Origin of the sequence: Actinomadura sp. 1N219 (assembly GCF_044326405.1) — a bacterium.
Classification (GTDB): Bacteria; Actinomycetota; Actinomycetes; order Streptosporangiales; family Streptosporangiaceae; genus Spirillospora.
The window spans coordinates 478,807-502,261 of record NZ_JBIRAY010000001.1; the positions used below are offsets into that span (position 1 = coordinate 478,807).

Annotated in this window: 23 protein-coding genes; 8 read left to right on the forward strand and 15 right to left on the reverse strand. The window is 69.5% G+C overall.

Annotation, left to right across the window (positions count from 1 at the left end):
* Positions 1-317: 317 nt before the first annotated feature.
* The 3 genes from ACH35V_RS02145 to ACH35V_RS02155 form a co-directional block, all read right to left on the reverse strand.
* The gene (locus tag ACH35V_RS02145; RefSeq protein WP_395969784.1) at positions 318-1,334 is read right to left on the reverse strand and encodes a M28 family metallopeptidase; all 1,017 of its coding nucleotides are present in this window, start codon (positions 1,332-1,334) and stop codon (positions 318-320) included.
* A 146-nt stretch (positions 1,335-1,480) separates the two neighbouring features.
* Positions 1,481-3,022 (reverse strand): M4 family metallopeptidase, encoded by a 1,542-nt coding sequence (locus tag ACH35V_RS02150; RefSeq protein ID WP_395969785.1) that lies wholly within the window; start codon positions 3,020-3,022, stop codon positions 1,481-1,483.
* A 417-nt stretch (positions 3,023-3,439) separates the two neighbouring features.
* Positions 3,440-4,489: an alpha/beta hydrolase gene (locus ACH35V_RS02155; protein WP_395969786.1), complete on the reverse strand. Its 1,050-nt coding sequence runs from the start codon at positions 4,487-4,489 to the stop codon at positions 3,440-3,442.
* A 131-nt stretch (positions 4,490-4,620) separates the two neighbouring features.
* On the opposite strand from ACH35V_RS02155, the gene ACH35V_RS02160 reads away from it, so the two are divergent.
* Complete coding sequence (locus ACH35V_RS02160) at positions 4,621-5,352, forward strand: isocitrate lyase/phosphoenolpyruvate mutase family protein (protein ID WP_395969787.1); 732 nt, start codon at positions 4,621-4,623, stop codon at positions 5,350-5,352.
* A 63-nt stretch (positions 5,353-5,415) separates the two neighbouring features.
* On the opposite strand, the gene ACH35V_RS02165 is transcribed toward ACH35V_RS02160, so the two are convergent.
* On the reverse strand, positions 5,416-7,116 hold the full coding sequence (locus tag ACH35V_RS02165; RefSeq protein WP_395969788.1) for a BCCT family transporter: 1,701 nt from the start codon (positions 7,114-7,116) through the stop codon (positions 5,416-5,418).
* Positions 7,117-7,241: 125 nt separating this feature from the next.
* Positions 7,242-8,381, reverse strand: a complete 1,140-nt coding sequence (locus ACH35V_RS02170) for a cytochrome P450 (protein ID WP_395969789.1) — start codon at positions 8,379-8,381, stop codon at positions 7,242-7,244.
* Between the two features lie 225 nt (positions 8,382-8,606).
* Here ACH35V_RS02170 and ACH35V_RS02175 point away from each other — a divergent pair, with 225 nt between their 5' ends.
* Positions 8,607-9,413, forward strand: a complete 807-nt coding sequence (locus ACH35V_RS02175; RefSeq protein WP_395969790.1) for an SAM-dependent methyltransferase — start codon at positions 8,607-8,609, stop codon at positions 9,411-9,413.
* A gap of 1 nt (position 9,414) precedes the next feature.
* On the opposite strand, the gene ACH35V_RS02180 is transcribed toward ACH35V_RS02175, so the two are convergent.
* A complete protein-coding gene (locus ACH35V_RS02180) occupies positions 9,415-10,839 on the reverse strand; it encodes a pyridoxal phosphate-dependent decarboxylase family protein (protein ID WP_395969791.1) in 1,425 nt (474 codons plus the stop codon).
* A gap of 70 nt (positions 10,840-10,909) precedes the next feature.
* Here ACH35V_RS02180 and ACH35V_RS02185 point away from each other — a divergent pair, with 70 nt between their 5' ends.
* A complete protein-coding gene (locus ACH35V_RS02185; RefSeq protein WP_395969792.1) occupies positions 10,910-11,857 on the forward strand; it encodes a GlxA family transcriptional regulator in 948 nt (315 codons plus the stop codon).
* A 169-nt stretch (positions 11,858-12,026) separates the two neighbouring features.
* On the opposite strand, the gene ACH35V_RS02190 is transcribed toward ACH35V_RS02185, so the two are convergent.
* From ACH35V_RS02190 to ACH35V_RS02205, 4 genes are all read right to left on the reverse strand, one after another.
* Positions 12,027-12,449, reverse strand: coding sequence for a hypothetical protein (locus ACH35V_RS02190; RefSeq protein WP_395969793.1), 423 nt, complete (start codon positions 12,447-12,449; stop codon positions 12,027-12,029).
* 4 nt (positions 12,450-12,453) lie between these two features.
* Positions 12,454-12,927 (reverse strand): hypothetical protein, encoded by a 474-nt coding sequence (locus ACH35V_RS02195; RefSeq protein WP_395969794.1) that lies wholly within the window; start codon positions 12,925-12,927, stop codon positions 12,454-12,456.
* A 233-nt stretch (positions 12,928-13,160) separates the two neighbouring features.
* Complete coding sequence (locus ACH35V_RS02200; RefSeq protein ID WP_395969795.1) at positions 13,161-13,373, reverse strand: hypothetical protein; 213 nt, start codon at positions 13,371-13,373, stop codon at positions 13,161-13,163.
* Positions 13,370-13,672, reverse strand: a complete 303-nt coding sequence (locus ACH35V_RS02205; RefSeq protein WP_395969796.1) for a hypothetical protein — start codon at positions 13,670-13,672, stop codon at positions 13,370-13,372. Before ACH35V_RS02205 ends, ACH35V_RS02200 begins: the two co-directional genes overlap by 4 nt.
* A 140-nt stretch (positions 13,673-13,812) precedes the next feature.
* On the opposite strand from ACH35V_RS02205, the gene ACH35V_RS02210 reads away from it, so the two are divergent.
* Positions 13,813-15,099: a hypothetical protein gene (locus ACH35V_RS02210; protein ID WP_395969797.1), complete on the forward strand. Its 1,287-nt coding sequence runs from the start codon at positions 13,813-13,815 to the stop codon at positions 15,097-15,099.
* Positions 15,096-15,665, forward strand: coding sequence for a GNAT family N-acetyltransferase (locus ACH35V_RS02215; protein ID WP_395969798.1), 570 nt, complete (start codon positions 15,096-15,098; stop codon positions 15,663-15,665). Before ACH35V_RS02210 ends, ACH35V_RS02215 begins: the two co-directional genes overlap by 4 nt.
* A 44-nt stretch (positions 15,666-15,709) precedes the next feature.
* Here ACH35V_RS02215 and ACH35V_RS02220 read toward each other — a convergent pair whose 3' ends face one another.
* Positions 15,710-16,198 (reverse strand): NUDIX domain-containing protein, encoded by a 489-nt coding sequence (locus ACH35V_RS02220; protein ID WP_395969799.1) that lies wholly within the window; start codon positions 16,196-16,198, stop codon positions 15,710-15,712.
* 304 nt (positions 16,199-16,502) lie between these two features.
* On the opposite strand from ACH35V_RS02220, the gene ACH35V_RS02225 reads away from it, so the two are divergent.
* The 3 genes from ACH35V_RS02225 to ACH35V_RS02235 all read left to right on the forward strand — a co-directional run bounded on the left by ACH35V_RS02225 (position 16,503) and on the right by ACH35V_RS02235 (position 20,365).
* Positions 16,503-17,945 (forward strand): phosphodiester glycosidase family protein, encoded by a 1,443-nt coding sequence (locus ACH35V_RS02225; RefSeq protein WP_395969800.1) that lies wholly within the window; start codon positions 16,503-16,505, stop codon positions 17,943-17,945.
* 606 nt (positions 17,946-18,551) lie between these two features.
* Positions 18,552-19,022, forward strand: coding sequence for a hypothetical protein (locus ACH35V_RS02230; protein ID WP_395969801.1), 471 nt, complete (start codon positions 18,552-18,554; stop codon positions 19,020-19,022).
* A 2-nt stretch (positions 19,023-19,024) separates the two neighbouring features.
* Positions 19,025-20,365, forward strand: coding sequence for a hypothetical protein (locus ACH35V_RS02235; RefSeq protein ID WP_395969802.1), 1,341 nt, complete (start codon positions 19,025-19,027; stop codon positions 20,363-20,365).
* Positions 20,366-20,411: 46 nt separating this feature from the next.
* Here ACH35V_RS02235 and ACH35V_RS02240 read toward each other — a convergent pair whose 3' ends face one another.
* From ACH35V_RS02240 to dapA, 4 genes are read right to left on the reverse strand one after another with little or no spacing between them, the layout of a single operon-like run.
* Entirely contained in the window at positions 20,412-21,188 is a 777-nt protein-coding gene (locus ACH35V_RS02240; protein ID WP_395969803.1) for an alpha/beta fold hydrolase, read from the reverse strand.
* Positions 21,185-21,847: a GntR family transcriptional regulator gene (locus ACH35V_RS02245; RefSeq protein WP_395969804.1), complete on the reverse strand. Its 663-nt coding sequence runs from the start codon at positions 21,845-21,847 to the stop codon at positions 21,185-21,187. The genes ACH35V_RS02240 and ACH35V_RS02245 overlap by 4 nt, the downstream gene beginning before the upstream one ends.
* Positions 21,848-21,873: 26 nt before the next feature.
* Positions 21,874-22,497 (reverse strand): malonic semialdehyde reductase, encoded by a 624-nt coding sequence (locus tag ACH35V_RS02250; protein WP_395969805.1) that lies wholly within the window; start codon positions 22,495-22,497, stop codon positions 21,874-21,876.
* Positions 22,498-23,430, reverse strand: a complete 933-nt coding sequence (gene dapA, locus ACH35V_RS02255) for a 4-hydroxy-tetrahydrodipicolinate synthase (RefSeq protein ID WP_395969806.1) — start codon at positions 23,428-23,430, stop codon at positions 22,498-22,500.
* Between the last annotated feature and the right edge of the window lie 25 nt (positions 23,431-23,455).

Consider the following 23,455-nt stretch of genomic DNA (forward strand, 5'->3'; position numbering starts at 1 on the left):
CACGGGCCGGGCCGAGATTCGTACCGTGTGACCGCCTTAGGTCAGCCCTTGGGAGTGGTGTCGGGCTGTCCAAAATTGGACCGTGGCGGCGGGTCGGGTGTCAACGGATCCATCCGCCACTGGATTTTCAACATCGCTGAACGGGGCCATCGAAAATTCTGAAAAGCCTCGTTGAGCTGGGCGAATGAATTGCCTCGCCCGGTGGTCTCGATGGAGTCGAGGCCGACCTCGACGAGACCGTCCGAGCGCGCGTCCGCGGCCTGCACGACGAGACGGACGCTTTGCCCGCCATATGCGGAGACATTCGCCGTCTGTGGTTACCGCGTGCCGCCGCCACCGCCCAGCGTCCAGACCGCGTACGCGATGGCGTCCGCGTTGCGGTCGAGTGCCGGGTCGTTGATGTTGGACGTGGTGTCGCAGGACGCGTGGTAGCACCGGTCGTACGCGGTGCCCGCCGTGCCGCCCCACTTCTGCGCCTGCGCGGACGTCTTGCGTCCCTCGGCGCCGGTGAACAGGCCGCCGGCGGCGATCCCGTACCGGATGAAGGGGCCGTAGTCGGAGCGTCCGTCGAACGCCGTGTCCTCGACGGGGACGTTGATCGTGGCGAAGTGCGCGCGGAGCACCCGCTCGATCTCCGCGGACCCGGCGGGGCCGCCGCCGCCGCTCGACCCGTCGCCGTCATAGGCGAAGTAGCCCGGGTTGGGCGAGCCGACCATGTCGAAGTTCAGGTAGCCCTTGATCTTCGACCGCTCGGCGGCCGGCAGGTTGTTGACGTAGTACGTCGACCCGATGAGGCCGAGCTCCTCGGCGCCCCACCAGCCGAACCGCAGGTGCCGGTCCGGCTTGTAGCCCTCGCGGGCGACGGCGAGCGCGACCTCCAGGTTCGCGGCGGAGCCGGAGCCGTTGTCGTTGATGCCGGGGCCCGCGTTGACGCTGTCGAGGTGCGCGCCGGTCATCAGGGTGTTGTTGACGTCGCCGCCCGGCCAGTCCGCGATCAGGTTGTAGCCGGTGGCGCCGTTGTAGCTGAACGACTGGATGGACGTCGTGTACCCGGCCGCGTCCAGCTTGGCCTTCACGAAGTCGACGGACGCGCGGTAGCCGGGACGGCCGTGGGCGCGGTTCCCGCCGTTGCTGCTGGCGATGCTCTGCAGCTGCGACAGGTGCGCCTTGACGTTGGCGACCGGAATGTCGGGCGCGGCGGCCCGTGCCGCCGGAGGCGCGGCCGGGGCCGCGGGGGACGCCGCGGGGGACGCCGAGGCGCCCGCGCCGGGCAGCAGGGCGGAGAGGGCGAGAGCGGCGGTCGCCCCAATGGCCGCGATAGTGCGCGATCTCATGAGATTTCCTCCAGGGAAGGGAGCGGCCCGCGACGGGGGAGCGGGCCCCGTCACGGGCCGCGAGTTTTGACGGCGGTCTGGAAGCAGTGGTCACCCAGCCGCAGGGGCTCAGTGGTCACTCAGCCGCAGGTGGACTCAGTGGTCACTCAGCAGGCGGGCTCACCGGACTGCGCGGGGACGGTGACCGCACTCCACGCCGCCTTCACCGACTCGCACTCGGCGGTGGAGCCGGGGAACAGCTGCTTGGCGGCGTTCACGGTCGCCGTCCGGGCGGCTGCGTGGCTCCAGGCCGTCGTCTTCCGGTTGAGGCCCTCCATGAAGACCTTGCCGGCCTTCTGGATGCCGATCCCGGTGACGGTGGAGTTGTTGCACGTCGGGCTGGACGGGGATCCGTTCGAGCCCACCGCCAGCAGCACGAACCAGTGGTTCTGCGGGCCGGCCGCCGCGTGCACCTCGGTGCGCGGGATCGACGACGAGTAGCAGTTCGGGTCGCCGAGCGCGCTCGGGTTGTACATGTTGCGGATCGGGCCCGAGCCGACCAGGTCGATCTCCTCGCCGACCAGGTAGTCCGGCGGGTCGAGGTCGGCGGGCTCGTTGGCGTAGAACTCGACCAGCGTGCCGAAGATGTCGCCGGCGGACTCGTTCATCCCGCCCTTCTCGTTGCCGTTGCCGCCGCTGGAGCCGCCGGGCGTGTTCTGGAAGATGCCGTGGCCGTTCTCGTGGCCGACGACGTCCATGCCCGTGGCCTGCTTGGTGCCTGCCTGGTTACGGCCGTAGTTGGTGTAGCTGCCGTTCCAGAACGCGTTGGCCTGGTTCAGGCCGACGCGCATCGGGAAGCCGCCGCCGCTGCCGTTCATGCCGTTGCGGCCGAGCCACTCCTTCAGCATGTCCCATTCTTTTTGGGCGGCGTACATGGCGTCGACGCAGGCGGTCTCGAGGTTGGTGCCGCTGCCGGTGCCCCAGACGTTGTCGGTGCCGGTGAACGTCTGGCCGTCCTGGCCGCCGCACCGGAGTCCGCTGCGCGTCGGGTCCTGCATGGACGTGGCCGCGGTGCTGATGTCGACGGTGCCGTGGTAGAAGCTGCGGTCGTCGGGCGCGGCGTCGACGACCTCGTCGAACGTCCGGACGACCTTGCCGCTCTTGGCGTCGACGAACACGTGCAGCTTCGTCGGGGCCTTCTTGTGGACGCCGCTGACGACGGTCTCGTAGGCGAGGCGTCCGGCGCCCTCGGCCATCACCGTCAGCTGCGGCGCGGAGGCGCTCTCGACCTTGGACACGCGGGCGCGGGACGTCTTCGCGGCCTGCGCCGCGGAGACCTTCGCCGTCGTGTCGACTTCGAGCGCCTTGGTCTGGCTGACGGAGCTGCTCAGCACGGCGCCGCCGGCGTTGGTCGTGACGACGAAGTCGCCGCCGAACACGGGGAGGCCGGCGTGCGTCCGCTGGTAGGACACGTGCTGGAGGCCGTTCAGGCTGGACACGACGCCGGTGCGGTAGATCTTGTCCTCGGGCGCCGTCTTGAACGTGGCGGGCTGCGCCGCGACGACGCGGTCGGCCGAACCGGCGGCGACGGTGCGTGGGTCGGGCTTGGCGGGGGCGGTGCGGGTGGTCGCACCTGTGGCGGGGGCGGACAACGCCACGGCGAGGCAGGCGGACAACGCCGCAGCCCCGATCGCGGTCTGGTGTCTCACGGGGGTGCTCCTTCCACGTGCCGGGCATGGCGCGGCACATGGAGGTCCTTGTGGGAGCGCCTCCGCGTGGACCGCCACCCGTCCGGCGGGGGTTGGGATGGGGGTGTGCTCATCCGGATGAGCTGTCCCGAAGTGCACTCCTAGTTATGAAATGTGTCAATGAGTCCAAGTAGGACTGGATTTTCAATCCGCGACGCGTTGTTAAGTGAAAGCTCGAAACCCCGCCTCTGCGCAGCGCGGACGCAGGCGAGCGCAAGCGGACGTCAGCGAACGCCCCTGGAACGTCAAGGGGAGGCGGAGGGGAGGGACAGGGGAGGCTGAGGGTCAGGGCGCGAAGCGGCAGGGGTGGCGGAGCGTCAGGGAGAGATGCGGAGCGTCAGAGGGATATGCGGAGCGTCAGAGGGTGATGACGCGGCGTCAGGGGGAGATGACGCGGCGCCGGGGGGCGATGGCGCGGCAGAGCCAGGCGAGGGCGAGCGGGTAGCGGTAGTCGATCCCGCCGTGCCCCGCCTCGAACAGCTCGAAGTGGATCACGTCCTCCCGGACGCCGGCGTCCAGCAGCGCCTGGCGGTACGCCTGCGCGCCGACGTCCAGGAACCACTCGTCGCGGGTCCCGCCGTCGATCCAGATCGCCCGCTGCGAGCGCATCGCCTCCGCGTGCCCCGGCACCATCCGGACCGGGTCCCAGGCCAGCCAGCGGTCCCAGACGTCCTGCCGGATCGCGCCGGTGACCGGGTCGAACGGCAGCTCGGGCGTGCCGTCGTCGCGCGCGGAGTAGCACAGCGCCATGGCGAGGACGTTGAGCAGGTCCATGTCCTCGGGCCTGGTGAACGAGACGCGGCCCTGGAAGTCGTCCCACCAGCGCCAGATGTCGCCGTCGTACTTCCGCAGATGCCGGACGCACTTGGGGAACTCGGGCATGTAGGAGTACTCGAACAGCGCGTCGCCCGCGTGCGTCGCGAGGGCGCCGAACAGGTCGGGACGCAGCATCGGCGTGATCATCGCGCCGTAGCCGCCGCTGGACTTGCCGCTGATCCCGCGGTGCTCCGGGGCGTCGAGCGTCCGGTAGTGGGCGTCCACCCACGGGACGACCTCGTCGCAGATGTAGGAGTGGTAGCGGCCCGTGCCCGGCGAGTCGACGAACTGGCTGCCGCCGTGCGCCGTCCAGGCGTCCACGAACACCACGATCGCGGGCGGGGCCTCGCCGGACGCGAACACCGCGTCCGCGGTCTCCGGGAACGGCTGCCGGTACGGCATCCGGTTGCGCCACATCTCGAGGTGCCCGGTGAACCCCTGGATCGCGTACACGCTGGGGTAGCGGCGCTCCGGATCGTCGTCGTAGCCGGGCGGGACGTACACCAGGACGGGCCGCTCGTGCGGGTCGTCCAGCGGGTTGCCGCGCAGCAGCTCGCTGCTGACGACGTGCTCTTCCAGGCGGCCGGCGAGCTCGGCGGACCACGGCAGCATGCGCACTCCCTCATCGCGGACAGCTGATCATCTTGACGCTAACCCAGCTCGGCCTGGCTGGGAAATGTCCGGGGCGGGTGTCACACTTCAGCGGTCTGCCTAGTCCATTTGATGATGGGAAAGGAGACCGAATGACCAACCACGCCGCACTGCTCCGTGACCTGCACTGTCCCGGTGATCCGCTGCTGCTGCCGAACGTCTGGGACGCGGCGAGCGCCACGACCGTCGAGGAGGCGGGCTTCCCCGCGCTCGCGACGGCCAGCGCCGCAATCGCCGCGATGCTCGGCTATCCCGACCACGAGGGCGCGCCCGCCGAGGAGATGTTCGCCGCCGCCCGGCGCGTGATCCGCGCCGTGTCCGTCCCCGTGACCGTGGACGCCGAGGCCGGGTACGGGCTGCAGCCGGGCGAGCTCGTCGCGCGCCTGCTCGCCATCGGCGCCGCGGGCTGCAACCTGGAGGACACCTATGCCGGGGAGCTCGCCGAGCCGGAGACGCAGGCGGAGTACATCGCCGCCGTCCGGGCCGCCGCGGGCGACGCGCTGGTGATCAACGCGCGGGCCGACACGTTCGCCGCCAAGGTGCCGGACCCGGTGGACGCCGCGATCGTCCGGGGCCGCCTGTACCTCGAGGCGGGCGCGGACTGCGTGTACCCGATCATGGCGCCGCTGGACGCCGTCCCGACCCTGGTCAAGGAGCTGCCGGGCCCGATCAACGCGAACCAGATGCCCGGCTCGTCCCTCGCCGACCTGACCGCCGCCGGCGTCGCCCGCGTCTCCTACGGCCCGATGCCGTACCTCCGGGCCCTGGACGCCCTGAAGGAGTTCGCCAACCGCGTCAAGGAGGGCCAGAACCCCTACGCCTGACCCGGCCGCAAGGGTGCCCGTCCCCGGGCGCCCTTGCCGGTCCGGATCAGCGATCGGTCCGGATCAGCGATCGGTCGGGGTGTCGTCGTCGGGGGACGGCTGGGTCACCAGTTCGAAGTCGCCCTCGTGCCGCTCGGAGCCGGAGACGACCGCGTCCTCCAGCACCTCGGCGCCCTTGATCTGGCGGCGCATCATCGGGTCGTCGCGGACGTCCTTGGCCAGCGAGAAGCACAGCAGGATCAGCACGATCGCGAACGGCAGCGCGCCGATGAACGTGATGTTCTGGATGCCGTTCAGCGCCTTGTCCCCGCCGATCACCAGCATGATCGCGGCGACGCCGCCGGTCATCGCGCCCCAGAAGATCACCATCCAGCGGGCGGGCGAGGTCGAGCCGCGCTGCGACAGCGTGCCCATGACGATCGACGCCGCGTCCGCGCCCGACACGAAGAAGATCGCCACCAGCACCATCACCACGATCGCGGTGAGCATCTCCCACGGCAGGTTGCCGAGCACGTTGAAGGTGATCTGCTCCTCCGAGCCGTCCCCGTACGGGTCGAGGCCGTCGCGCTGCTGGTTGATCGCCGTCCCGCCGAAGATCGCGAACCAGACCAGGCTGACCACGCTCGGCACGATGATCACCCCGGCGACGAACTGGCGGATGGTGCGGCCGCGGCTGATCCGGGCGAGGAACATGCCGACGAACGGGGACCAGGAGATCCACCACGCCCAGTAGAAGATCGTCCAGTCGGCGAGGTAGTCCTGCATCGGCGTGCCGCCGGTCGCGCCCGACCGCGACGCCATCTCGCCGAAGTCGCGGATGTACACGCCGATAGAGGTGGGCACCAGCTCCAGGACGAACACCGTCGGCCCGACCACGAACACGAAGAACGCGAGGACGGCCGCCAGCACCATGTTGATGTTGGACAGCCACTGGATGCCGCGGGCGACGCCGGACACCGCCGACAGGATGAAGCAGATCGTCAGCACCACGATGATCAGCACGAGGATCGTCGTGCCGAGCGTCTCGATCCAGCCGGCCTCCTGCATCCCGGTGCGGATCTGCAGGGCGCCGATGCCGAGCGACGCCGCCGACCCGAACAGCGTGGCGAACAGCGCCAGGATGTCGATGAGCTTGGCGAGCGGGCCCGTCCCGTGCCGTCCGATCAGCGGTATGAACGCCGAGCTGATCAGCTGGCTGCGGCCGCGCCGGTAGTGCCCGTACCCGATCGCCAGGCCGAGGACGGCGTAGATCGACCACGGGTGCAGCGTCCAGTGGAACATCGTCGTCGCCATCGCCGTCTCGATCGCCGGCTCGCTCTGCGACGGATCGGTCCCCGGCGGCGGCTCCACATAGTGCGTGAGCGGCTCCGCGACGCCGAAGAACATCAGCCCGATGCCCATGCCCGCGCTGAACATCATCGCGACCCACGAGACCGTCCGGAACTCCGGCTCCTCGTCCTCCTGGCCGAGCGGGATCTTGCCGTACTTGCTCAGCGCCAGCCACAGCGAGAAGATCACGAACCCGGTCGCGGCGAGGACGAACAGCCAGCCCAGGTTCGCGAGCAGCCAGTCCAGGACGGACTGCGCCGTCGAGCTGAGGTTGTCCGTCCACACCGCGCCCCAGACCACGAACGTCGTGGACAGCCCCGCGGTCAGCCCGTACACGATCCAGTCGGTGCGCGCCGGCCCCTCCTTCTGGAGGGACGCGGGCAAACCGCCGGGTTCGTCGTCCCGCCCACCGGATCCGCTCTTGAGGGTCTCCATGACCCTCACTCATTCCCCGATCATCCGCCGATCATTTTCACGAACGAGTAATTCGTTCGCGACCAGCGTTTTCGGCCCGCGTGAGGCTTTCAGCGTCCGCCGCGAGGACGGGGCCGCCAGGTGTTTCAGCGGCGAGGGGTGATGTGGGTGGGGAGGGAGGCGAAGCCTCGGTCGTTGGAGGAGCGGACTCGGCGGGCCTGGGGGATGTCGATCTCGTAGTCGGCGATCGCGGCGGTGAGTTCGGTGAGGGCTATGCGGGCCTCCAGGCGGCCGAGGTTCGCGCCCAGGCAGTGGTGGCGGCCGTTGCCGAACGCGAGGGAGGCGCCGGTGTCGCGGTCGAGGTCGAAGCGGGACGGGTCCTCGAACACGGCCGGGTCGTGGTTGGCGGAGCCGACGAGCAGCAGGACGCGCGCGTCCGCGGGGATGGTCGCGCCGTGCAGGTGGACGTCCTCGGTGGTGGTGCGGGCGAGGGCCTGGGACGGCGGGTCCCAGCGCAGGGTCTCCTCGATCCAGTCGTCGATGCGTCCGGCGAACGCCTTGGCGCGCTCGTCCGGGTGCCGCCATGCGGCGTGCCAGGCGTTGCCCAGCAGGAGCATCGTCGTCTCTATCCCGGCGCCGACCAGGAGGATCAGGACGCCGACGATCTCCTCCGGGGTGAGCCGGTCGTCGCCCTCGGCGGCGTCGAGCAGGCCGGACAGGAGGTCGTCCCTGCGCTCCCTCGCGCGCTCGATCGTCAGCTCCGTGTAGTAGCCGACGAGGGCGCCGATCGCCTGGAGCGCCTCGGGGGGAAGCTCGCTGGGAGGAGTGTCGCCCGTTTCCTCCCGGTACATGATGGCCATGCCGAGGTCGCGGACCTTGTCGCGGTCGGCCTCCGGGACGCCGACCAGCTCGGAGATCACGTCGGTGGGGAACCGGGCGGCGAAGTCGGTCATCAGGTCGAACGAGCCGGCCTCCAGGTGCGGGTGGAGGCAGTCCCGGGCGATCTGGCGGAGTCGCGGTTCGAGTTCCTGGACGCGCTTCCGCGTGAAGGCGCGGGAGACGAGGCCCCGCATCCGGGTGTGCTTCGGCGGGTCCATCGCGACGAACGAGAAGAACCTCTCGGCGTCCGGGCCCCAGAACGCGGGCTCCAGCCGGAGGCCGTTCCTGCTGGAGAAACGGTCCGAATCCTTGAGCGCCGCGACGACGTCGGCATGCCGTGACAGCGCCCAGAAGTCGTCATTGTCGTTCCGGTGGACCGGTGACTTCTCGCGCAGTTGTGAATACACCGGGTAAGGGTCGTCCTGAATCGCAAAGTCGAATGGACTGTAGAAGAGGCCCACTGCCCCGCCTTCCGTGTGAGCGATCTCTTTGCGTTCCCTGCGCGTCCTCGCCGGCCTGGCGCAAGGAGCGGACCCCGGTAGTGTGAACTCCAGTGTCCCCCCTGCACAATAGGGAGTTGCGATCTTCAAATCCGCCGCGGGGCGCCGCGGCGGCGACGAATCGAGGGCATCGTGGAGGTTCCGCCGGGGGTCGACCCGACGAAGGCGCACCCGTCACGCCGCTACAACTACTGGCTCGGCGGGAAGGACAATTTCGCCGTCGACCGGGAGTCGGCCGAGGTCGTCGCGTCCGCCTTCCCGACCGTCGCGCTGTCCGCCCGCGAGAACCGCGCGTTCCTCAAACGCGTGGTGACCTACCTGGCCGGTGAGGCGGGCATTCACCAGTTCCTCGACATCGGCACCGGGCTGCCGTCGGCGGGCAACGTCCACGAGGTCGCGCAGTCGATCGAGCCGACGTCCCGGATCGTCTACGTCGACAACGACCCGGTCGTCCTCGTGCACGCCCGCGCCCTGCTCACCAGCGAGCCCGCGGGCCGGACCGCCTACATCCAGGCCGACCTGCGCGACCCGGACAAGATCCTCGCGGACGCGGACCTGGCGCGCACCCTGGACATGTCGCGTCCCGTGGCGCTGATGCTGGTCGCGACCATGCATTTCATCACCGACGACCACGACCCGTACGACATCGTCGCCCGGCTGCTCGGCGCGCTTCCATCGGGCAGCCACCTCGTGATGACGCACGCGACCAAGGACTATCTGACGGCCGAGCAGTACGCCTACAGCGTGGAGGCGAACGAGCGCAGCGGCGTCCCGTTCCGGCTCCGCAGCCGCGACGAGTTCACCCGGTTCTTCGACGGCCTTGAGCTGCTCCCACCGGGTGTCACTTCGGTTGTCGATTGGCGTCCGGAGGTGCCGGAGGAGAAGCGTCCCTCCGTCGAGGACGTCTCCATGCTCTGCGCCGTCGCCCGCGTCCCCTGACTCACTTCCTCGCGTCGTCCACCGCCTGGACGAGTTCGTCGATGTCGGACGGCGTCGTGCGGTGGCTGATGACGCAGGCGCGGAGGGCGGCGCGTCCGGCCAGCCGGACGGGGCTGATCCAGGCCCGGCCGCTGCCGACGACCCGGCGGGCGAGCGCGTCGTGGTGCTCCCACGTCCCGTCGGCGGGGTCGGCGAAGCAGACCACCGGGAGTGGGGTGTCGTTGACGATCGTCCAGCCCGTGCTCTTGAGGCGCTCGCGGAGGTCGTCCGCCAGGGCGGCGTCGTGGTCGAGCTGCTCGGCGTATCCGCCGCGGCCCGCGACGGCCAGGCTGAGGAACAGCTTCAGGCCCATGAACCTCCGCGACCACTGCTGGCTGGACGTGTACGGGTCGACGGTGTCGGGGACGTCGTCCGGCATATAGGACGTCGTCACCCGGAACGTCTCCGCCAGCCCCGCGCCGTCGGTGGTCAGCAGCGCGCCCGCGCCCATCGGGACGCTCAGCCATTTGTGCGCGTCCACGGTGATCGAGTCGGCGCGCTCGATGCCGGACAGGGCCGGGCGCAGCCTGTCGGAGAGCGCCGCCGCGCCACCGTACGCGGCGTCGACGTGCAGGCGGAGCCCGAGGTCCGCGCAGAGGTCGGCCAGCTCGGGCAGCGGGTCGATCGCGCCGGCTCCCGTGGTCCCGGCGGTCGCGACGACGAGGAACGGCAGGTCCCCGTCCGCCCGGTCGGCGGCCACGCGCCGTGCCAGTGCTTGGACGTCCAGCCGCAGGTCAGGCCCGGTCGGGACGAGGTGGACGGCGTCCCGCCCCAGACCCGTGCCATGCGCGATCTTGAGCCAGGCCAGGTGGCTCTCCGCGGACGCGTACATCACCGGACGGCCGGGCAGCCCCCGCAGACCGTCCTCGCCGTACCGGGGCCACGTCCTGGTGAGCGCCAGCAGCACGCCCGTCAGGTTCGCCTCCGCGCCGCCGCTGGTGAACGACCCGGCCACCTTCTCGGACGGGTAGCCCAGCCGTCCGCCCAGGAAGCGCAGCAGATGGGCCTCGATCTCGGCGGCGGCCGGAGCGTGCGACCACGCCGCCATCTGCGGGTTGAACGCGGCCGCCAGCGTTTCCCCGACGACGCCCATCAGCGTCGGAGTCGGGTTGAACAGGCCGAAATAGCGCGGATGCGTCGTGTGGACGGTCGTCGCGCGCAGCAACCCCGCGACGTCATCGATCACATCGTCAGGCGACGCCGGACGTGCGAAGTCGTACGCGCCGACCGCGTCCCGCAACCGCCGGACGTCGACCGGTGCGCTCACGTCCCGTCCGGCGATCTCCGCGCGCTCGCGCTCCAACAGCTCAACGACGTGCCGCCATACCCGCTCGGCGACAGCCGGGGCCGGGTCGAAGGACCCCCGCCCCACAGGGAAATCGTCCATACCCTCACCTTCGCCCCACCGGACCTGCACTCCAAGTGGCACAAACGACCATCAGCGCTAAATTAGTGACATGCACAAACTCGCCGTCGCCGTGACCGAAGGGGTGCCGATCTTCGAGCTCGCCATCCCGTGCGAGGTGTTCGGGTACGAGCGGCCGGGCCTCGCCGACTGGTGGTACGACTTCCGCCTCTGCGCCCCCGCCGGGACCCGCACCGCCGCCGGATTCGCCGCCGACGCCCGGCACGGCCTCGACGCGCTGGCCGAGGCGGACACGGTCGTGATCCCCGCGTGCGCGAACGTCGTCGACGACCAGCCGTCCGACCTGGTCGAGGCGATCCGGGCCGCCCATGACAACGGCGCCCGCATCGTGTCGCTGTGCACGGGCGCGTTCGTCCTCGCCGCCGCCGGCCTCCTGGACGGGCGTCCGGCCACCACCCACTGGATGCACGCCGACCAGCTCCGTCACCGCTACCCGAAGGTCAAGGTGGACGCGTCCGTCCTCTACATAGACGACGGCGACATCCTGACCAGCGCGGGCACCGCCGCCGGACTCGACCTGTGCCTGCACATCGTCCGCGCCGACCATGGCGCCGCCGTCGCCAGCGCCCTCGCCAAACGACTCGTCATGCCCGCACACCGTCCCGGCGGCCAGGCCCAGTACATCGACGCGCGCGTATCCGTCCACGATGCGGCCGACCTGGGCCCCCTCCTCGACTGGGCCCGCCGACGCCTCCACGAACCCCTGACCGTCCCCACCCTCGCCCGCCGCGCCAACGTCACCCCGCGCACCCTGATCCGCCGCTTCCACGCCACGACCGGCACGACCCCGATGGCCTGGCTCCGCGGCATCCGGATCGACCACGCCCGCGAACTCCTGGAGACGACGTCCCTCCCCGTCGACCAGATCGCCCAACGCTCCGGCCTGGGCAGCCCCGCCAACCTCCGCCACCACTTCACCCGCGTCGTAGGCGTCCCCCCGACCACCTACCGCCGCACCTTCTCCGCGACCACCCGCTGATTTCCGTCAAGATGTGGAGGGCGGCATGACGCTGACCACCGCTCGGATCTCCGCTTACGGCGGCTCGCCGTCCGCCGGCTGCTGACACGTCGCGGACGAGACGCGGTAATCCCGATACGGCGAGCGCCCCTCGCCCACGTCGGTGGTGAGGGGCGCTCTTTTGCCGTGCTCAGTGGCAGGTACCGTCCGTGCCGACGACGGCCATGAGCGCGATCACGCCACCGGCGAGCCACTGGCTGTAGGACGGCCAGCACCCCGTCTCGATCGCCCGAAGCGCACGCGCCGCCCGCTCCTCGCGGCACACCCAGTCGGGGACGGGGTTAAGCGCCTTCTCGCACGCCTCTCCCCACTCACTCATCAGCCAGTCGCACGCGGCCCTCGCGTCGGCGTGGACGGCCGCGATGAACCGGGCCGACTTGATCAGCCAGTCGACCGTCCGCACAGGCGGCCGGTCCGGACTGTTGAGGTCGAGCGTGTCGGTCCTCCCGAGCCGCTCCCATTCCCGTCCGGCGGCCGACCACGCGTAGCAGTGGTAGTGCGTGGGCTGGACGCCGGTCCGCTTGGTCGTGTCCGGGGCGATCTGGTGGGTCACGGTGCTACTTTCCGCCCATGTTGTTGCATTCGGGCGGGCAGCACGGCGACCGCTCGCCGTGCCAGAACTCCACGTCCACCCGGTACCCGGTCGCCTCCAGCACCGGGATGGTGGCTTCGAGGGCCTCGCCGTTGAGCATGGCCACATCCTGGTACGGGACGTGGTGGATGTACTCGCCCGCGTGCTCCTGGCAGAACGCACCGTAAGCCTGGGAGCGGAGGATGAACGCGTGCCATGCGGGGTCGACCGGCGTGGTCGGGACGATCCGTTCCCATGGCCGTCCTTCGCGGCGGGCGCGGACGATCTCGGCCTGCGCCCTGAGGAAGACGAGCGCCTGGCCCATCATCTGCTCGGCGTAGGCGAAGGTGACGTGGTGGTAGCGGCGCAGGTCCTCGACCAGGACGCGCCACACCTCGGGCGGGACGAGCTCACGCGGTTCCTTGGCAGTCTGTGCCGCCCGGTCGGTGGTGATGGTCATGGTGCCCTCCGGCAGCGCGCCTGATGGTTGATGCCGCGGTCCGGGTGCGCGCCTGCCGGCCCGGGGCCGCGGGGTCTCTTGGGATCTATGGGCCGCGCACCCCTGGGCACCCGCGCGTTGAGCCCGGGAGTGCGGCGTCTAGAAGGGGCGGCGCACCCAACCGGGGGTTTGTGGGCACGCCGCCCCGCCCGCAGCCCTGGCCGCCGCGTTTATGACCTGGGGCCGCGGGAGTCTCATCGCGGTTGCCGCGCCGACTTGATCTGCTCGCCGAGCGCCTGCGGGGTCGTGGCCGCGACGAGTTGCCGCTTGTCGACCAGCGCCCAGTACAGGCCGGTGAAGCCGCCGAACCAGGCCAGGACCCCGAAGCGGCGCTGCATCTCGGCCGCTGCGGCCGCCCGAATCTGCTCATCGGTGCGGAGGTCCCGCACGTACCGCGGCGCGCTCACCGGACGCACCCCGCGTCGGTCGCCACGGTGGCCTTGGTGCCGCGCCCGGTCTCGATCTCGTGCGCCGCGGCGAGCAGTTCGCGGAGCCGCTCCTCCGATTCGGCGCGGATCCAGGCGAAGCCCCCGCTGACCGGACCCCGGTAGGGACGCCGGTGCGCCTCCCACGGCAGCAGCTTGACCCATAGCTCGTACCGGCACGCCCACTCGGGGAAGTCCTTGAGGAGCCCGGCCAGTCGGGCGTCAATGTCGTCCGGCCGGTCGGACTCGGCGTCCTGGGGTCGCGGGGTAGGGGCGTGCACCGTGCGCTCCCTTGCTCGTGGCGGTTTGGTCACAGCAAGTGAAAGCCCGTGTACCTGTGGCGCGGTAGGCCGGATACTGCGGTCAGAGGGCGGTCAGTTCGGAGAGCCCGCCTGTCCGTCCGGCGAATGGTGTGCGCAGGATGAGCGACGTGGAACGCCCCGAATGGGCAATTCGGCTGCAGGCAGAACGAGAGGCGCGCGGCTGGTTCAAGCCCGACATGGCCAGAGCCCTCTACAAGGCGCGTGACTTACGCCCCAATCAGACGCAGGTGAAGTCGCTCGCCCGGCAGATCCGCAAGTACGAGCATGGTGACCACCACCCCCGGGACTGGGCGGCCGAGTACGCCACGGTGTTCGAAACGAGTAAGGAGGACCTGTTCGGGCGAGCTGATGACGATGACAATGAAGATATGAACCGCCGCACTCTTCTCGGCCTCATGGCTACCGCTACCGCCAGTTCCCTGGCCAGCGATGCCGAGCCGCTGCGAGACGCGTTCGAGACTGCACTCGCCGCTGACGCGAGCGACCGTGACGCAGATACATGGGAGCGCGTCGCCTACGAATACGCCCGCGAGGTCGGCTTTTCTCCCGCCGCTGTCATCCAGCCGGAGCTCGCGGCGGACTTTGCCGAACTGACGCGCCTGATCCCGTCCGGCCAGGGAACCGCCCGGACTCGCCTGATCCATGTGGCCGCGCAGTTGGCCGCGCTCATGGCGATCAATCTGACCAGCCTGGGAGAGAGACCAGCCGCGCGCCGCTGGTGGCGCACCGCCGCCCGCGCCGCCGACCAGACCGGCGACCACACCGCAGCCGCCTTCGTCCGCGGCCACGCCGCCATCTCCGGGCTCTACACCCAGACCCCCCGTCTGTCGGTCATTGAGGCGGCCGAAGAGGCGATCGGTGTCGGGCAAGGCTCCCCCACCGGCGTCATCTCCGCCCACGCCGCCAAGGCTCAGGCTCTCGCCGAACTCAATCGGCACGACGAGGCCGAGGACGCAATCAAGGACCTGCGCGGCGTATTCGAGAGGCTTCCTGACACGGTTCGGACGTTGCGGGGCAGCCAGTGGGGATGGTCGGAAGGCCGTCTCCATTTCGTCACCAGCCTCGTCCACACCTGCGCCGGGAACGTCGAACCCGCGATGGCCGCCCAAGACGCCGCGCTGGCCCTCTGCCGAGGAAACCCGAAGAGCTTGTTCGCCGGACAGATCGAAATGCACCGGGCCGGAGTGATGATCCGTGCCGGAGACATCGACGAGGGCACCCGGCACATGACGCGAATACTGGAGAGCATGCCAGCCGAGCAGCGCGGTGACGGATACCTGCAAGGCAGCGCACTTACCTCGCTGCAGCTCGTGACACCCACCCAGGCCGGGCGACCCTCGATCCGGCAGGCGCACGAACTACTCGCATCGACAGGAGACCGATGATCTCGGGCCTCACCTTCACCCGCCATGACCCCGCCGAGGCGGAGAAGATCCTCGACAGCGTGATCGTGCCGATCTATGTCGCGTCGCATCAGGAATTGATCGACCAGCCGTTCTTCACCGCGGAGCGGTTCGCCGAACGGTTTCCCGGCTACGCCAACGCTCCCGGGTTCCAGATCGTCATCGCTCACATCGGCGGGGAGCCGGTCGGGCAGGCCTTCGGGTACGCGCTGCCGATGAAGGCCCGCTGGTGGGACGGGCTGACCACGCAGGTCCCGGACGGGTTCACCACCGAGACGGGGTCGCGGACGTTCGCGTTCAACGAGCTGATGGTCGTCCCGCAGTGGCAGGGCAAGGGGGTGGCGCACGCCCTGCACGATGCCCTGCTCGGCGGCCGGGCCGAGGAGCGGGCGACGCTGCTGGTTCGCGAGGACAACGAGTCGGCGCAGCGCGCGTACGCGCGGTGGGGATGGCGCAAGGCCGGGAAGGCGCAGCCGTTCCCGGATTCTCCGCACTTCGATGTGATGATGGTCGACCTGCCCCTCGGGACCACTTCACCCGCGTCGTAGGCGCCCCCAACCACCTACCGCCGCATCTTCTCCACCAGAATCCGCTAGCTCCGCGGAGTCGCCCAATGCGGCTCGATGTGGCTCAGCCAGGCGTCCTGCCCGTCCGCCAGCGGCTTCTCTAGTGGCAGTGTCAGAAAGCGGCAGGCGAACGTCATGCCCGCGTCGGCCCCCTCCCCGCGCACGGTGTGGATCCACGCGCCGGCCGTGCCCACGGGAACCCGGAGATGGAAGAACGCTGTTCTTCGCGGTTGCCCGGTGTCGGGATGCGGCTTGTCCTCCAGCGCGACCTGCCGAACAACAGAGGCGGTGAACAGACCGGTCTCTTCCGTTAGTTCCCGTAGGACCGCCTCCTCCAACGCCTCCCCGGGACGGACGCCTCCGGCAGGAACCTGAGTACCCGCCTCGGGCCTGCCGACGTGGTCGAAGACCAGAAGTTCAGGGACGAGAACTTCCCTGATCACATAGGCCGCAACACGCTTCCTCGGCCGGGTTACCACCGCATTCTCCGCCCGGCCAAGCCTGCGGTCACCCACCGCCGGGATTGGGCGATGCCCGCCGTGTGGTCGCCTGCTCTGGCAGCTGTTTCCGTGTCGTTACGCACAGGCCGCTTTTAGGTTGATTTCGGGCAAGGTGCGGAGCCTTTGATGATCGCGCTGTTCCGATCTTGCCTGATCAGAGAGGTTCTCAATGCGCTCGAAACCCGTCCCGGCCCTGGCGGCGGTTGTGACCGTGCTGGCCGTGAGCCTACCCGTCGCGGCGACTGCCCAGACTGCTCCCAATACCTGGAGCGCTCCGGAGTCCTTCGCCGGGGGCGGGCTTCCGCTGAGCGCCCCACCGGTGACCACCACGGTCGCGCCCGGGGTGACGCTGACCTCGATGTCGCTCGGGGCCAAGGACGCCGACGACTACTGGACCGTCCATGTGTACCTTCCGGCCACGATCGACGGGCCGCTGAACAAGGCCGCCACGGCGCTGGGCCCGGAGGAGATCGCCCGCCGGGTGGCCGGCGCGGTGCGGGACAAGGGGTTCGAGCCGCGGCTGGAGCGGGTCTCCACGCCCGCGTTCGCCGACCGTCCCGCCGGCCCCCTCGGGTGGACGGTCCGGATCGGCCGGTACGCCACCGGCGCCGAGGCGTCGGCCGCGCTGTCCGCGATCAGAACCGCGGGGTTCGCGGGCGGCACGCGCTACACCGCGCAGGACGGCACCGACCGGCGTGCGCCCCAGAAGGTGCACGTGATCCGCGTGGACTTCGGCGAGTTCCGCGGCACGGTCGGCACCGAGTTCGGCCCGGCCCTGAACGGCACCGAGAAGCTGACCGACCTGGCCGCCGCGACGGGCGCGGTGGCGGGGATCAACGCGCAGTGGTTCTACAACAGCGCGCCCGGCGGCCTGTACGTCAAGGACGGCAAGCTGATCGGCGGGGCCACCCAGGGCCGCGGCGGCATCAAGATCACCAAGGGTGGACGCGCGGTCGACGTTGACGCCTACACCGCGCACGTGACGCTGCGGGCGGGCCGGAGCACCGTCGAGCTCGACGGCGTCAACCGGGTGCCGGGCGAGATCTGGAACTGCGGCGGCGTCGGCGGCGACCAGCCGACCGAGAAGGCGCAGCACGACCTGAAGTGCACCGATGACAGCGAGCTGGTGCTGTTCACCCCAGAATGGGGCGTCCCGCCCACGGGCGCGGGCGCCGAGGTCGTCCTGGACGCCGACGACCGCGTGACGGCGGTGAACACCTCGCGCGGCGCGGGCGTCCCCGCCGGGGGTTCCACCGTCCAGGCCACCGGCCAGAGCGCTGCCTGGCTGCTCGACCACGTCAAGCCGGGGGACCGGCTGCGGGTGAGCGAGCGAGTCGAGGACAGCCGGGGCCGCCGTGTCGCGCTGACCCCGGACACCACGATCCTCCAGGTCGGCCCGACCCTGGTCAGGGACGGGAGGGTGTCGGTGAACGCCATGGCCGACGGGCTGATCCGCGAGGGCGGCGACCAGACGTTCACCTACAACTGGACCGTGCGCGCCAACCCGCGCTCGATGATCGGCATGGATCGGCGCGGACGGCTCATGCTGGTCGTGGTCGACGGCCGCCAGGACGGCTACAGCGAGGGGCTCGGAATCGCCCAGACCGGCGAGCTCATGAGGCTGCTCGGCGCACAGGAGGCGATGAACCTCGACGGCGGCGGCTCCAGTGTCATGGTCACCCGGGACGGCGGCATCGTGAACCGCCCGTCCGACGCCACGGGCCAGCGCTCACTGGGCAACGTCGTCCTCGTCCGCCCGTAGTCGCGCCGTCGCGGTGCCTTAGTGAAATGCGTAGAACGTACCTATTGTCTGGCGCTAAATGATCTGCATCGGTCGACGCAAGGCTTGGCTTTTCGGTCGGCCTTGATAGGAGAAGTGGCGTATCCGTAGGCGAATTCCGCTTTTTCGGGTTCGGTGTCGTGGTGGATATGGGATGCTCGGCCACGCACTTCACCTGCTCTCGCCGATTCGTAGTGTCGGCGCGTCGAGTGGTGGCCCGGTCCCGACCAAGTAGCTGGTTTGCCGCGGAATATGATGAGACCAAGATCTCGTGTTGGGCGCAGCGCCCGCCGGACAACGAATCCTCCTGCTCGCGCCCATGAGCGCCAGGGGTTGCCCAAACGTTTTCGCAGGGCTGCCTGGGGAGTGGCGGCAGCGGTGCTGTTGGCCGTCACCACCAACTCTCTCACCGGCGTGTTCTCGACGGGACTTCGATCCGTGACGGAGCGCATGACCGGCGGAAAGTCATTGTCGGTTCATTCGAAACCATACGTCACTCCGTGTAGTAACAGCTGGGTAATCCCTGATCGGAAACCCACTCCGGAGCCACCGACCATGCCTTCCTCGGCGCTGCGGTCGCAAGAGACGATGGAGACCTGGCTCCGCCGCAACAAAGCCGTGGACGCGGGCGACACCACGGTCGAATTGACCCTCCGAGGCAGGTCGGGCACTGCGCTCGTGCTCAAGGAGATACGAGTCAGAATCGTGCAGCGGCAGGCACCCGTCCCGGCCATGGCAATCAGTAACAGATGCGGGGGCGATCCATTGCCCCCGCGCCTCTATAAGGTGGATCTCGATGCCGTCCGGCCCGTCGCACGCCCCGTCCGAGACGCCGGTGAGCTCCAGGGGGCTCCGGCCGTGCCGTTTCCGTACAAGGTGACCAACGCCGATCCGGAGGTAATCCGGGTGTTGGCTGTGACGGATGCCTACGACTGCCGCTGGACGCTTGAGCTGGTGTACGTCGACGGCGACAAGGAACTCGTCAAGGTGATAGACGATCACGGCAAGCCCTTTCGGACCATTGGTGCCGGAAAAGGGCCGGCCACGGAGACGAACTAACGATGTCGACGAGCCGATACACGCGTCCACTGGTCGTGGTGGCGGCCACGGACCTGGTCCTCGCCGTGACAGCCGGCAACCCGTGGATGTCGCAATGGGTACTGTCGTGGCAACATGAGGGCGGCGGTTCGCTCGCCAAAGAGGCCGCCCAGGTCTTCCTTTTCTCGGCGTGGGGGGCGGAGGAGAACTGGGAGCTGACCCAGCCGTCGGGGCACTGGCGCATCGGGATACTGCTCCGCATCCTCGTCTTCTTGATCCTTCACCTGTGGGTCGTGCGCTGGTTCGCCAGGAGAGCCGCCGCTGCCGGTTCCCGTCCCAGCTGGATATTTGAACGCTCGGCGGCGTGGGTATTCGCTCCGGCCGTCGGGGCTGTCGCCGGGCTCGCCCTGGTCATACCGGACGCATTCGATGGGACCGTCACCGACGAGGAACGGGGGCTGATACGTCTCGTCGCCGTCCATTCCGCCGAACGCGGAGCGTACTGGGGGCTTCTCTCCGGCGCCGTATGCTGGATCGTCTTGACGATCTTTTCGCGGTTCGCTTACCGCCGCTCGGAGGTCGTGAGCCCGGATGCCGCGAACGGTGACCGTCCGGCCCCCCGTCTTACCGGATGCCTGCCCGTTCTCCTGGTCCCGTCCTTCGCGCTGATCGCTGCCGCCGCGGCCGCCTTCGCGGGAGGGGCGGCCGCGCCCGACGATGCGGGAAGAGCCGAGGAATCCAACTATCCGACCGCGCACGGCCAACTCGGGATGCTCGTCTCTCATCTGCACTGGCCGACCCACAATCAGGACGACGGCGACACCGGGCTTCATACGATGGCGCCCACCGTGGCATTGACGATGTACCTCGTGATGCTTTTCGGGCTGCTGATGACGCGACTCGGGGAATACAGCGGCAATAAGCGGCCGTCGTCAGCGCAGTATCCTCCGGCCCTGCCGCTGACGAGTCCCGATACGGTCGCCGCCTCCCCCGGATTGGTCGCCTTTGCCAAGGGCTGGCACGCAGCCATCTGGGCCGCGATCCTCGCCGCACTGGCCGCTGCGGAGATGGACACACTGATCAGCATCGTGACACCGGTGACCTCCGGCGGGGAACGAGGGATCAACATCCTGGCGAGAGAATTCGTTGAGGAGTTGCCCGGCACCGCAGCGTATGCGGCCGTTCTCGGATGGGTGCCGGCCGTTGCCGTCCTCCTTGCCGCCCGTGTCCTACGGGGTCTTCTCAGACTGCTCGATGACGACGACGAGGAGAATGAGGAGCCAGCCGACGCGGCCCACAACGAAAGGGTCGCTGAGCAGAGCAATACTGATGGCGGCTTGCCCGAACGTGACGACTCGGCTTGAATTCATGGCCGGCGGGCCGGACCAGGGGCGTGCGAAAAAGAGAGAGCTAAAGCCGTCCGGCGTGGCGAGTTATCAAGTTGGCTAGGGCGATGGGGGACTCTAGCTCGATTATGTGGCCCAGGTCTGGGAGCAGGACCAGTTCTGAGCCGGGTAGAGCGTCGGAGATTGGGTGGGCGTGGTCGGCGGGTGGGGCGACCTTGTCGGCGGTGCCGCAGACGATCAGGGTGCGGGCTTGGATGTGCGGGGTGTAGGTGAGGATGTCGCCGCTGGCCAGGGCGTGTGCGGCTTGCATGTAGGCGGCGGGGTCCAGGGCTCGGGTCGCCGCCTTGACCGCGTGGAGTGGGCCTGGCGGGTTGCCTGCGATGAGTTGGGGGGCTCGCGTTTCCGCCATGCGTTCGGGACCCAGGGCTATGAGGTCCGCGCGGGCGGTCAGTTCGGCTTGGCGGGTTTGGGGCGTCTGGCCCGCGCCGGTGGCCGGCGCCGTCAGGAGGAGGGACTCGACTCGGTCGGGGTAGGTGGCGGCGATGGCAGCGGCTATCAGGGCGCCTAGGGAGCTGCCTACCAGGTGGCAGGTTGGGAGGGCTAGGCGGTCCAGGAATGCGACTAGGGCGGTGGCGTAATCGGTGACTGTTGGGTGGGTGGTGGGTAGTGGGTCCGAGCCGCCGTAGCCGGGCAGGTTTGGGGCGATGCCTTGGTGGGCGGGGGTCAGGAGGTCTAGGACGTCGCCGAACGCGTTCGCGTTGGAGCCGATGCCGTGTAGGCAGACCACGGCCGGGGCGTCGGGACGGCCCGTCCGGACGTACGTGATCGGCTCGCCGCTCACTTGTGGAGGCTTTCGCGTAGGAAGCCGATGACGTTGACCGACGAGTTGGCGATGTGGGAGTACATGGCGGCGTAGGCGGCCTGTGCGTCCTCCTGGACGATGGCCGCCAGCAGCGCCCCGTGCTCTGCGTAGGAGTTCTTCATCCGGTCGTTCGTGATGTAGAACTGCGGCACCCGGAACGGCGCGGTGCGGTGACGGAGCCCGCGGACGATCTCGTACAGGGCGTGGTTGCGGCTGCCCTGGTAGATCGCGTTGTGGATCTGCTCGTTCAGCCGCGCGTAGCCCTCGTGGTCGCCCGCGGTGACGTACGACTCCGACTCCTCGTGGAGCAGTTCCAGCCGCCGCCGGTCGATCACCGAGAGCCGTACCGCGCACAGCCGCGCGCACAGCGCCTCGATCTCGGCGAACGCCTCGAAGAGCTCCTCCAGCTGGTCGGAGTCGATCTCGGCGACCCAGGTGCCCCGGTTGGGGCGGATCTCGACCAGCCCCGTGCCGCTGAGCTCGCGCAGCGCGTCGCGCACCGGGGTGCGGGACACGTTGAACTGATCGGCGAGCTGCAGTTCCTCCAGCCGCTGGCCCGGTCTGAGCCGGCCGGAGACGATGTCCTCCGCGATCCGCTGCCGGATTTCCTCCGACCTAGTCCCAGCGATGTGGACCATCCTCCATATCGGTGTCCAATTCCCGGCTACAGAAGCGCGCAGGCTTCGTCGAACGGCAGCCGGGGAAGCCTCGGGAACTGCGCGGCGCGATCGGCGAAGCCGAGGTTGCACAGGAAGTTGACCCGCGTCTTCCGGTCGGGAAAGAAATCCCTTTCGATTACTTCTGGGTCGAAACCCGACATCGGCCCGCAATCAAGGCCCAGCGCTCGGGCGGCAATGATCATATACGCTCCCTGCAGGCTGGAGTTCCGGAATGCGACCTCCCGCCGGGCCTCCTTCCGCTCGTCCCCCGCGTGGACGGCGACGAGGTCGGGCCGTCCGGGGAAGAGTTCGGGTCCCCGGAGATGAAAGTCCTCGGCCCAGCCGACGATCACGGTGACCGGAGCCTCCCTCGTGCGCTCCACGTTCCCCGGATCGAGCGCGCGAAGCAACCGTTCCTTGGCCTCGTGTCCGCGCACAAAGGTGAATCGGGCCGGACATAGATTGCTTGCGGTCGGGCCGAATTTCACCAGGTCGTAGAGTTCGCGCAGCAGGCGGTCGGGGACGGGACGCGCCGAGAACCGGTTCGCCGTCCTGGCCCCGGTGAACAGGCGCTCCAGCACATGATCCGCGAGAGCGCCCGGCGCGGCCGCGTTCATCACCTCCGCCATTCACGCCCCGCTTATCGCCGGAACGGCGGCCCGCTCGAATTCCCTGATCTCCGCCACGACGGCGTCGAGCTGAGCTCGACGCTCGGGCGGGAGCGGGGAGATGGGGGCGCGGGCGGGGCCGGGGTCGCGGCCGACCGCCGCCATCGCCTCCTTGATGACGACCGGGAACGAGCCCAGTCCCCAGGCCCGGCGCAGCGGCGCCAGCGCGTCGTTGATCCGGCGCGCGGTGGCCAGGTCGTCCGCGCGGACGGCGTCGTACATCCGGCACACGAGCTGCGGGAACACGTTCGCCGCCGGTGAGATCGCGCCCGCGCCGCCGTGCGCGAGCAGCGCCATCGTGATGGTGTCGCGGCCGGAGAACAGCAGGCAGCCCGAATCGGCGAGCAGGTACTCGACGGCCTGGCTGAGGTCGCCGCTGCTGTCCTTGACTCCGATGATGTTGCCGGAGCGGGCGCAGTCCGCGTAGACGTCGGGGGTCACGTTGACGCCGGTGCGCGGCGGATTGTTGTAGAGCAGCACGGGCAGCGAGGTGGCGGCGGCGACCGTCCGGAAATGCTCGGACAGCTCCCGTCCGGACGGCGACAGGAAGTACGGGGTGATCACCATCGCCACGTCCACGCCGATGGACTCGGCCGCCCGGGTCAGCGCGATCGACTCCCGCGTGGAGACCGTCCCGGTGCCCGCGTACACCGGGACCCGTCCGGCGACCGTCTCGACGGTGATCTCCATCAGCCGCAGCCGCTCGGCCGTGTCCAGGACGTAGAACTCGCCCTGGCTCCCGGCCACGGAGACGCCGTGCACGCCCGCCGCGACGTAGCCCTCCACCAGCTCGCGGAAACGGCCATCGTCGAGGTCGCCGCCCGCGTCGAAGGTGGTCGGCGTGGCGGTGACCACGCCGTGGAGGCGCTCGCGCGTCCGGTTCTGTTCGTTCAAGGTCGTTCCTCCTGGACGGCCATGT

What these genes read in the sequence shown, in the direction of transcription:
- ACH35V_RS02235 (WP_395969802.1), top strand. Translation starts at nt 19,025, where the DNA reads ATGTCGACGAGCCGATACACGCGTCCACTGGTCGTGGTGGCGGCCACG.
- ACH35V_RS02145 (WP_395969784.1), bottom strand. Translation starts at nt 1,334, where the DNA reads ATGAGATCGCGCACTATCGCGGCCATTGGGGCGACCGCCGCTCTCGCC.
- ACH35V_RS02160 (WP_395969787.1), top strand. Translation starts at nt 4,621, where the DNA reads ATGACCAACCACGCCGCACTGCTCCGTGACCTGCACTGTCCCGGTGAT.
- ACH35V_RS02250 (WP_395969805.1), bottom strand. Translation starts at nt 22,497, where the DNA reads ATGGCGGAGGTGATGAACGCGGCCGCGCCGGGCGCTCTCGCGGATCAT.
- ACH35V_RS02155 (WP_395969786.1), bottom strand. Translation starts at nt 4,489, where the DNA reads ATGCTGCCGTGGTCCGCCGAGCTCGCCGGCCGCCTGGAAGAGCACGTC.
- ACH35V_RS02185 (WP_395969792.1), top strand. Translation starts at nt 10,910, where the DNA reads ATGCACAAACTCGCCGTCGCCGTGACCGAAGGGGTGCCGATCTTCGAG.
- ACH35V_RS02245 (WP_395969804.1), bottom strand. Translation starts at nt 21,847, where the DNA reads ATGGTCCACATCGCTGGGACTAGGTCGGAGGAAATCCGGCAGCGGATC.
- ACH35V_RS02180 (WP_395969791.1), bottom strand. Translation starts at nt 10,839, where the DNA reads ATGGACGATTTCCCTGTGGGGCGGGGGTCCTTCGACCCGGCCCCGGCT.
- ACH35V_RS02195 (WP_395969794.1), bottom strand. Translation starts at nt 12,927, where the DNA reads ATGACCATCACCACCGACCGGGCGGCACAGACTGCCAAGGAACCGCGT.
- ACH35V_RS02165 (WP_395969788.1), bottom strand. Translation starts at nt 7,116, where the DNA reads ATGGAGACCCTCAAGAGCGGATCCGGTGGGCGGGACGACGAACCCGGC.
- ACH35V_RS02215 (WP_395969798.1), top strand. Translation starts at nt 15,096, where the DNA reads ATGATCTCGGGCCTCACCTTCACCCGCCATGACCCCGCCGAGGCGGAG.
- ACH35V_RS02230 (WP_395969801.1), top strand. Translation starts at nt 18,552, where the DNA reads ATGGAGACCTGGCTCCGCCGCAACAAAGCCGTGGACGCGGGCGACACC.
- ACH35V_RS02210 (WP_395969797.1), top strand. Translation starts at nt 13,813, where the DNA reads ATGAGCGACGTGGAACGCCCCGAATGGGCAATTCGGCTGCAGGCAGAA.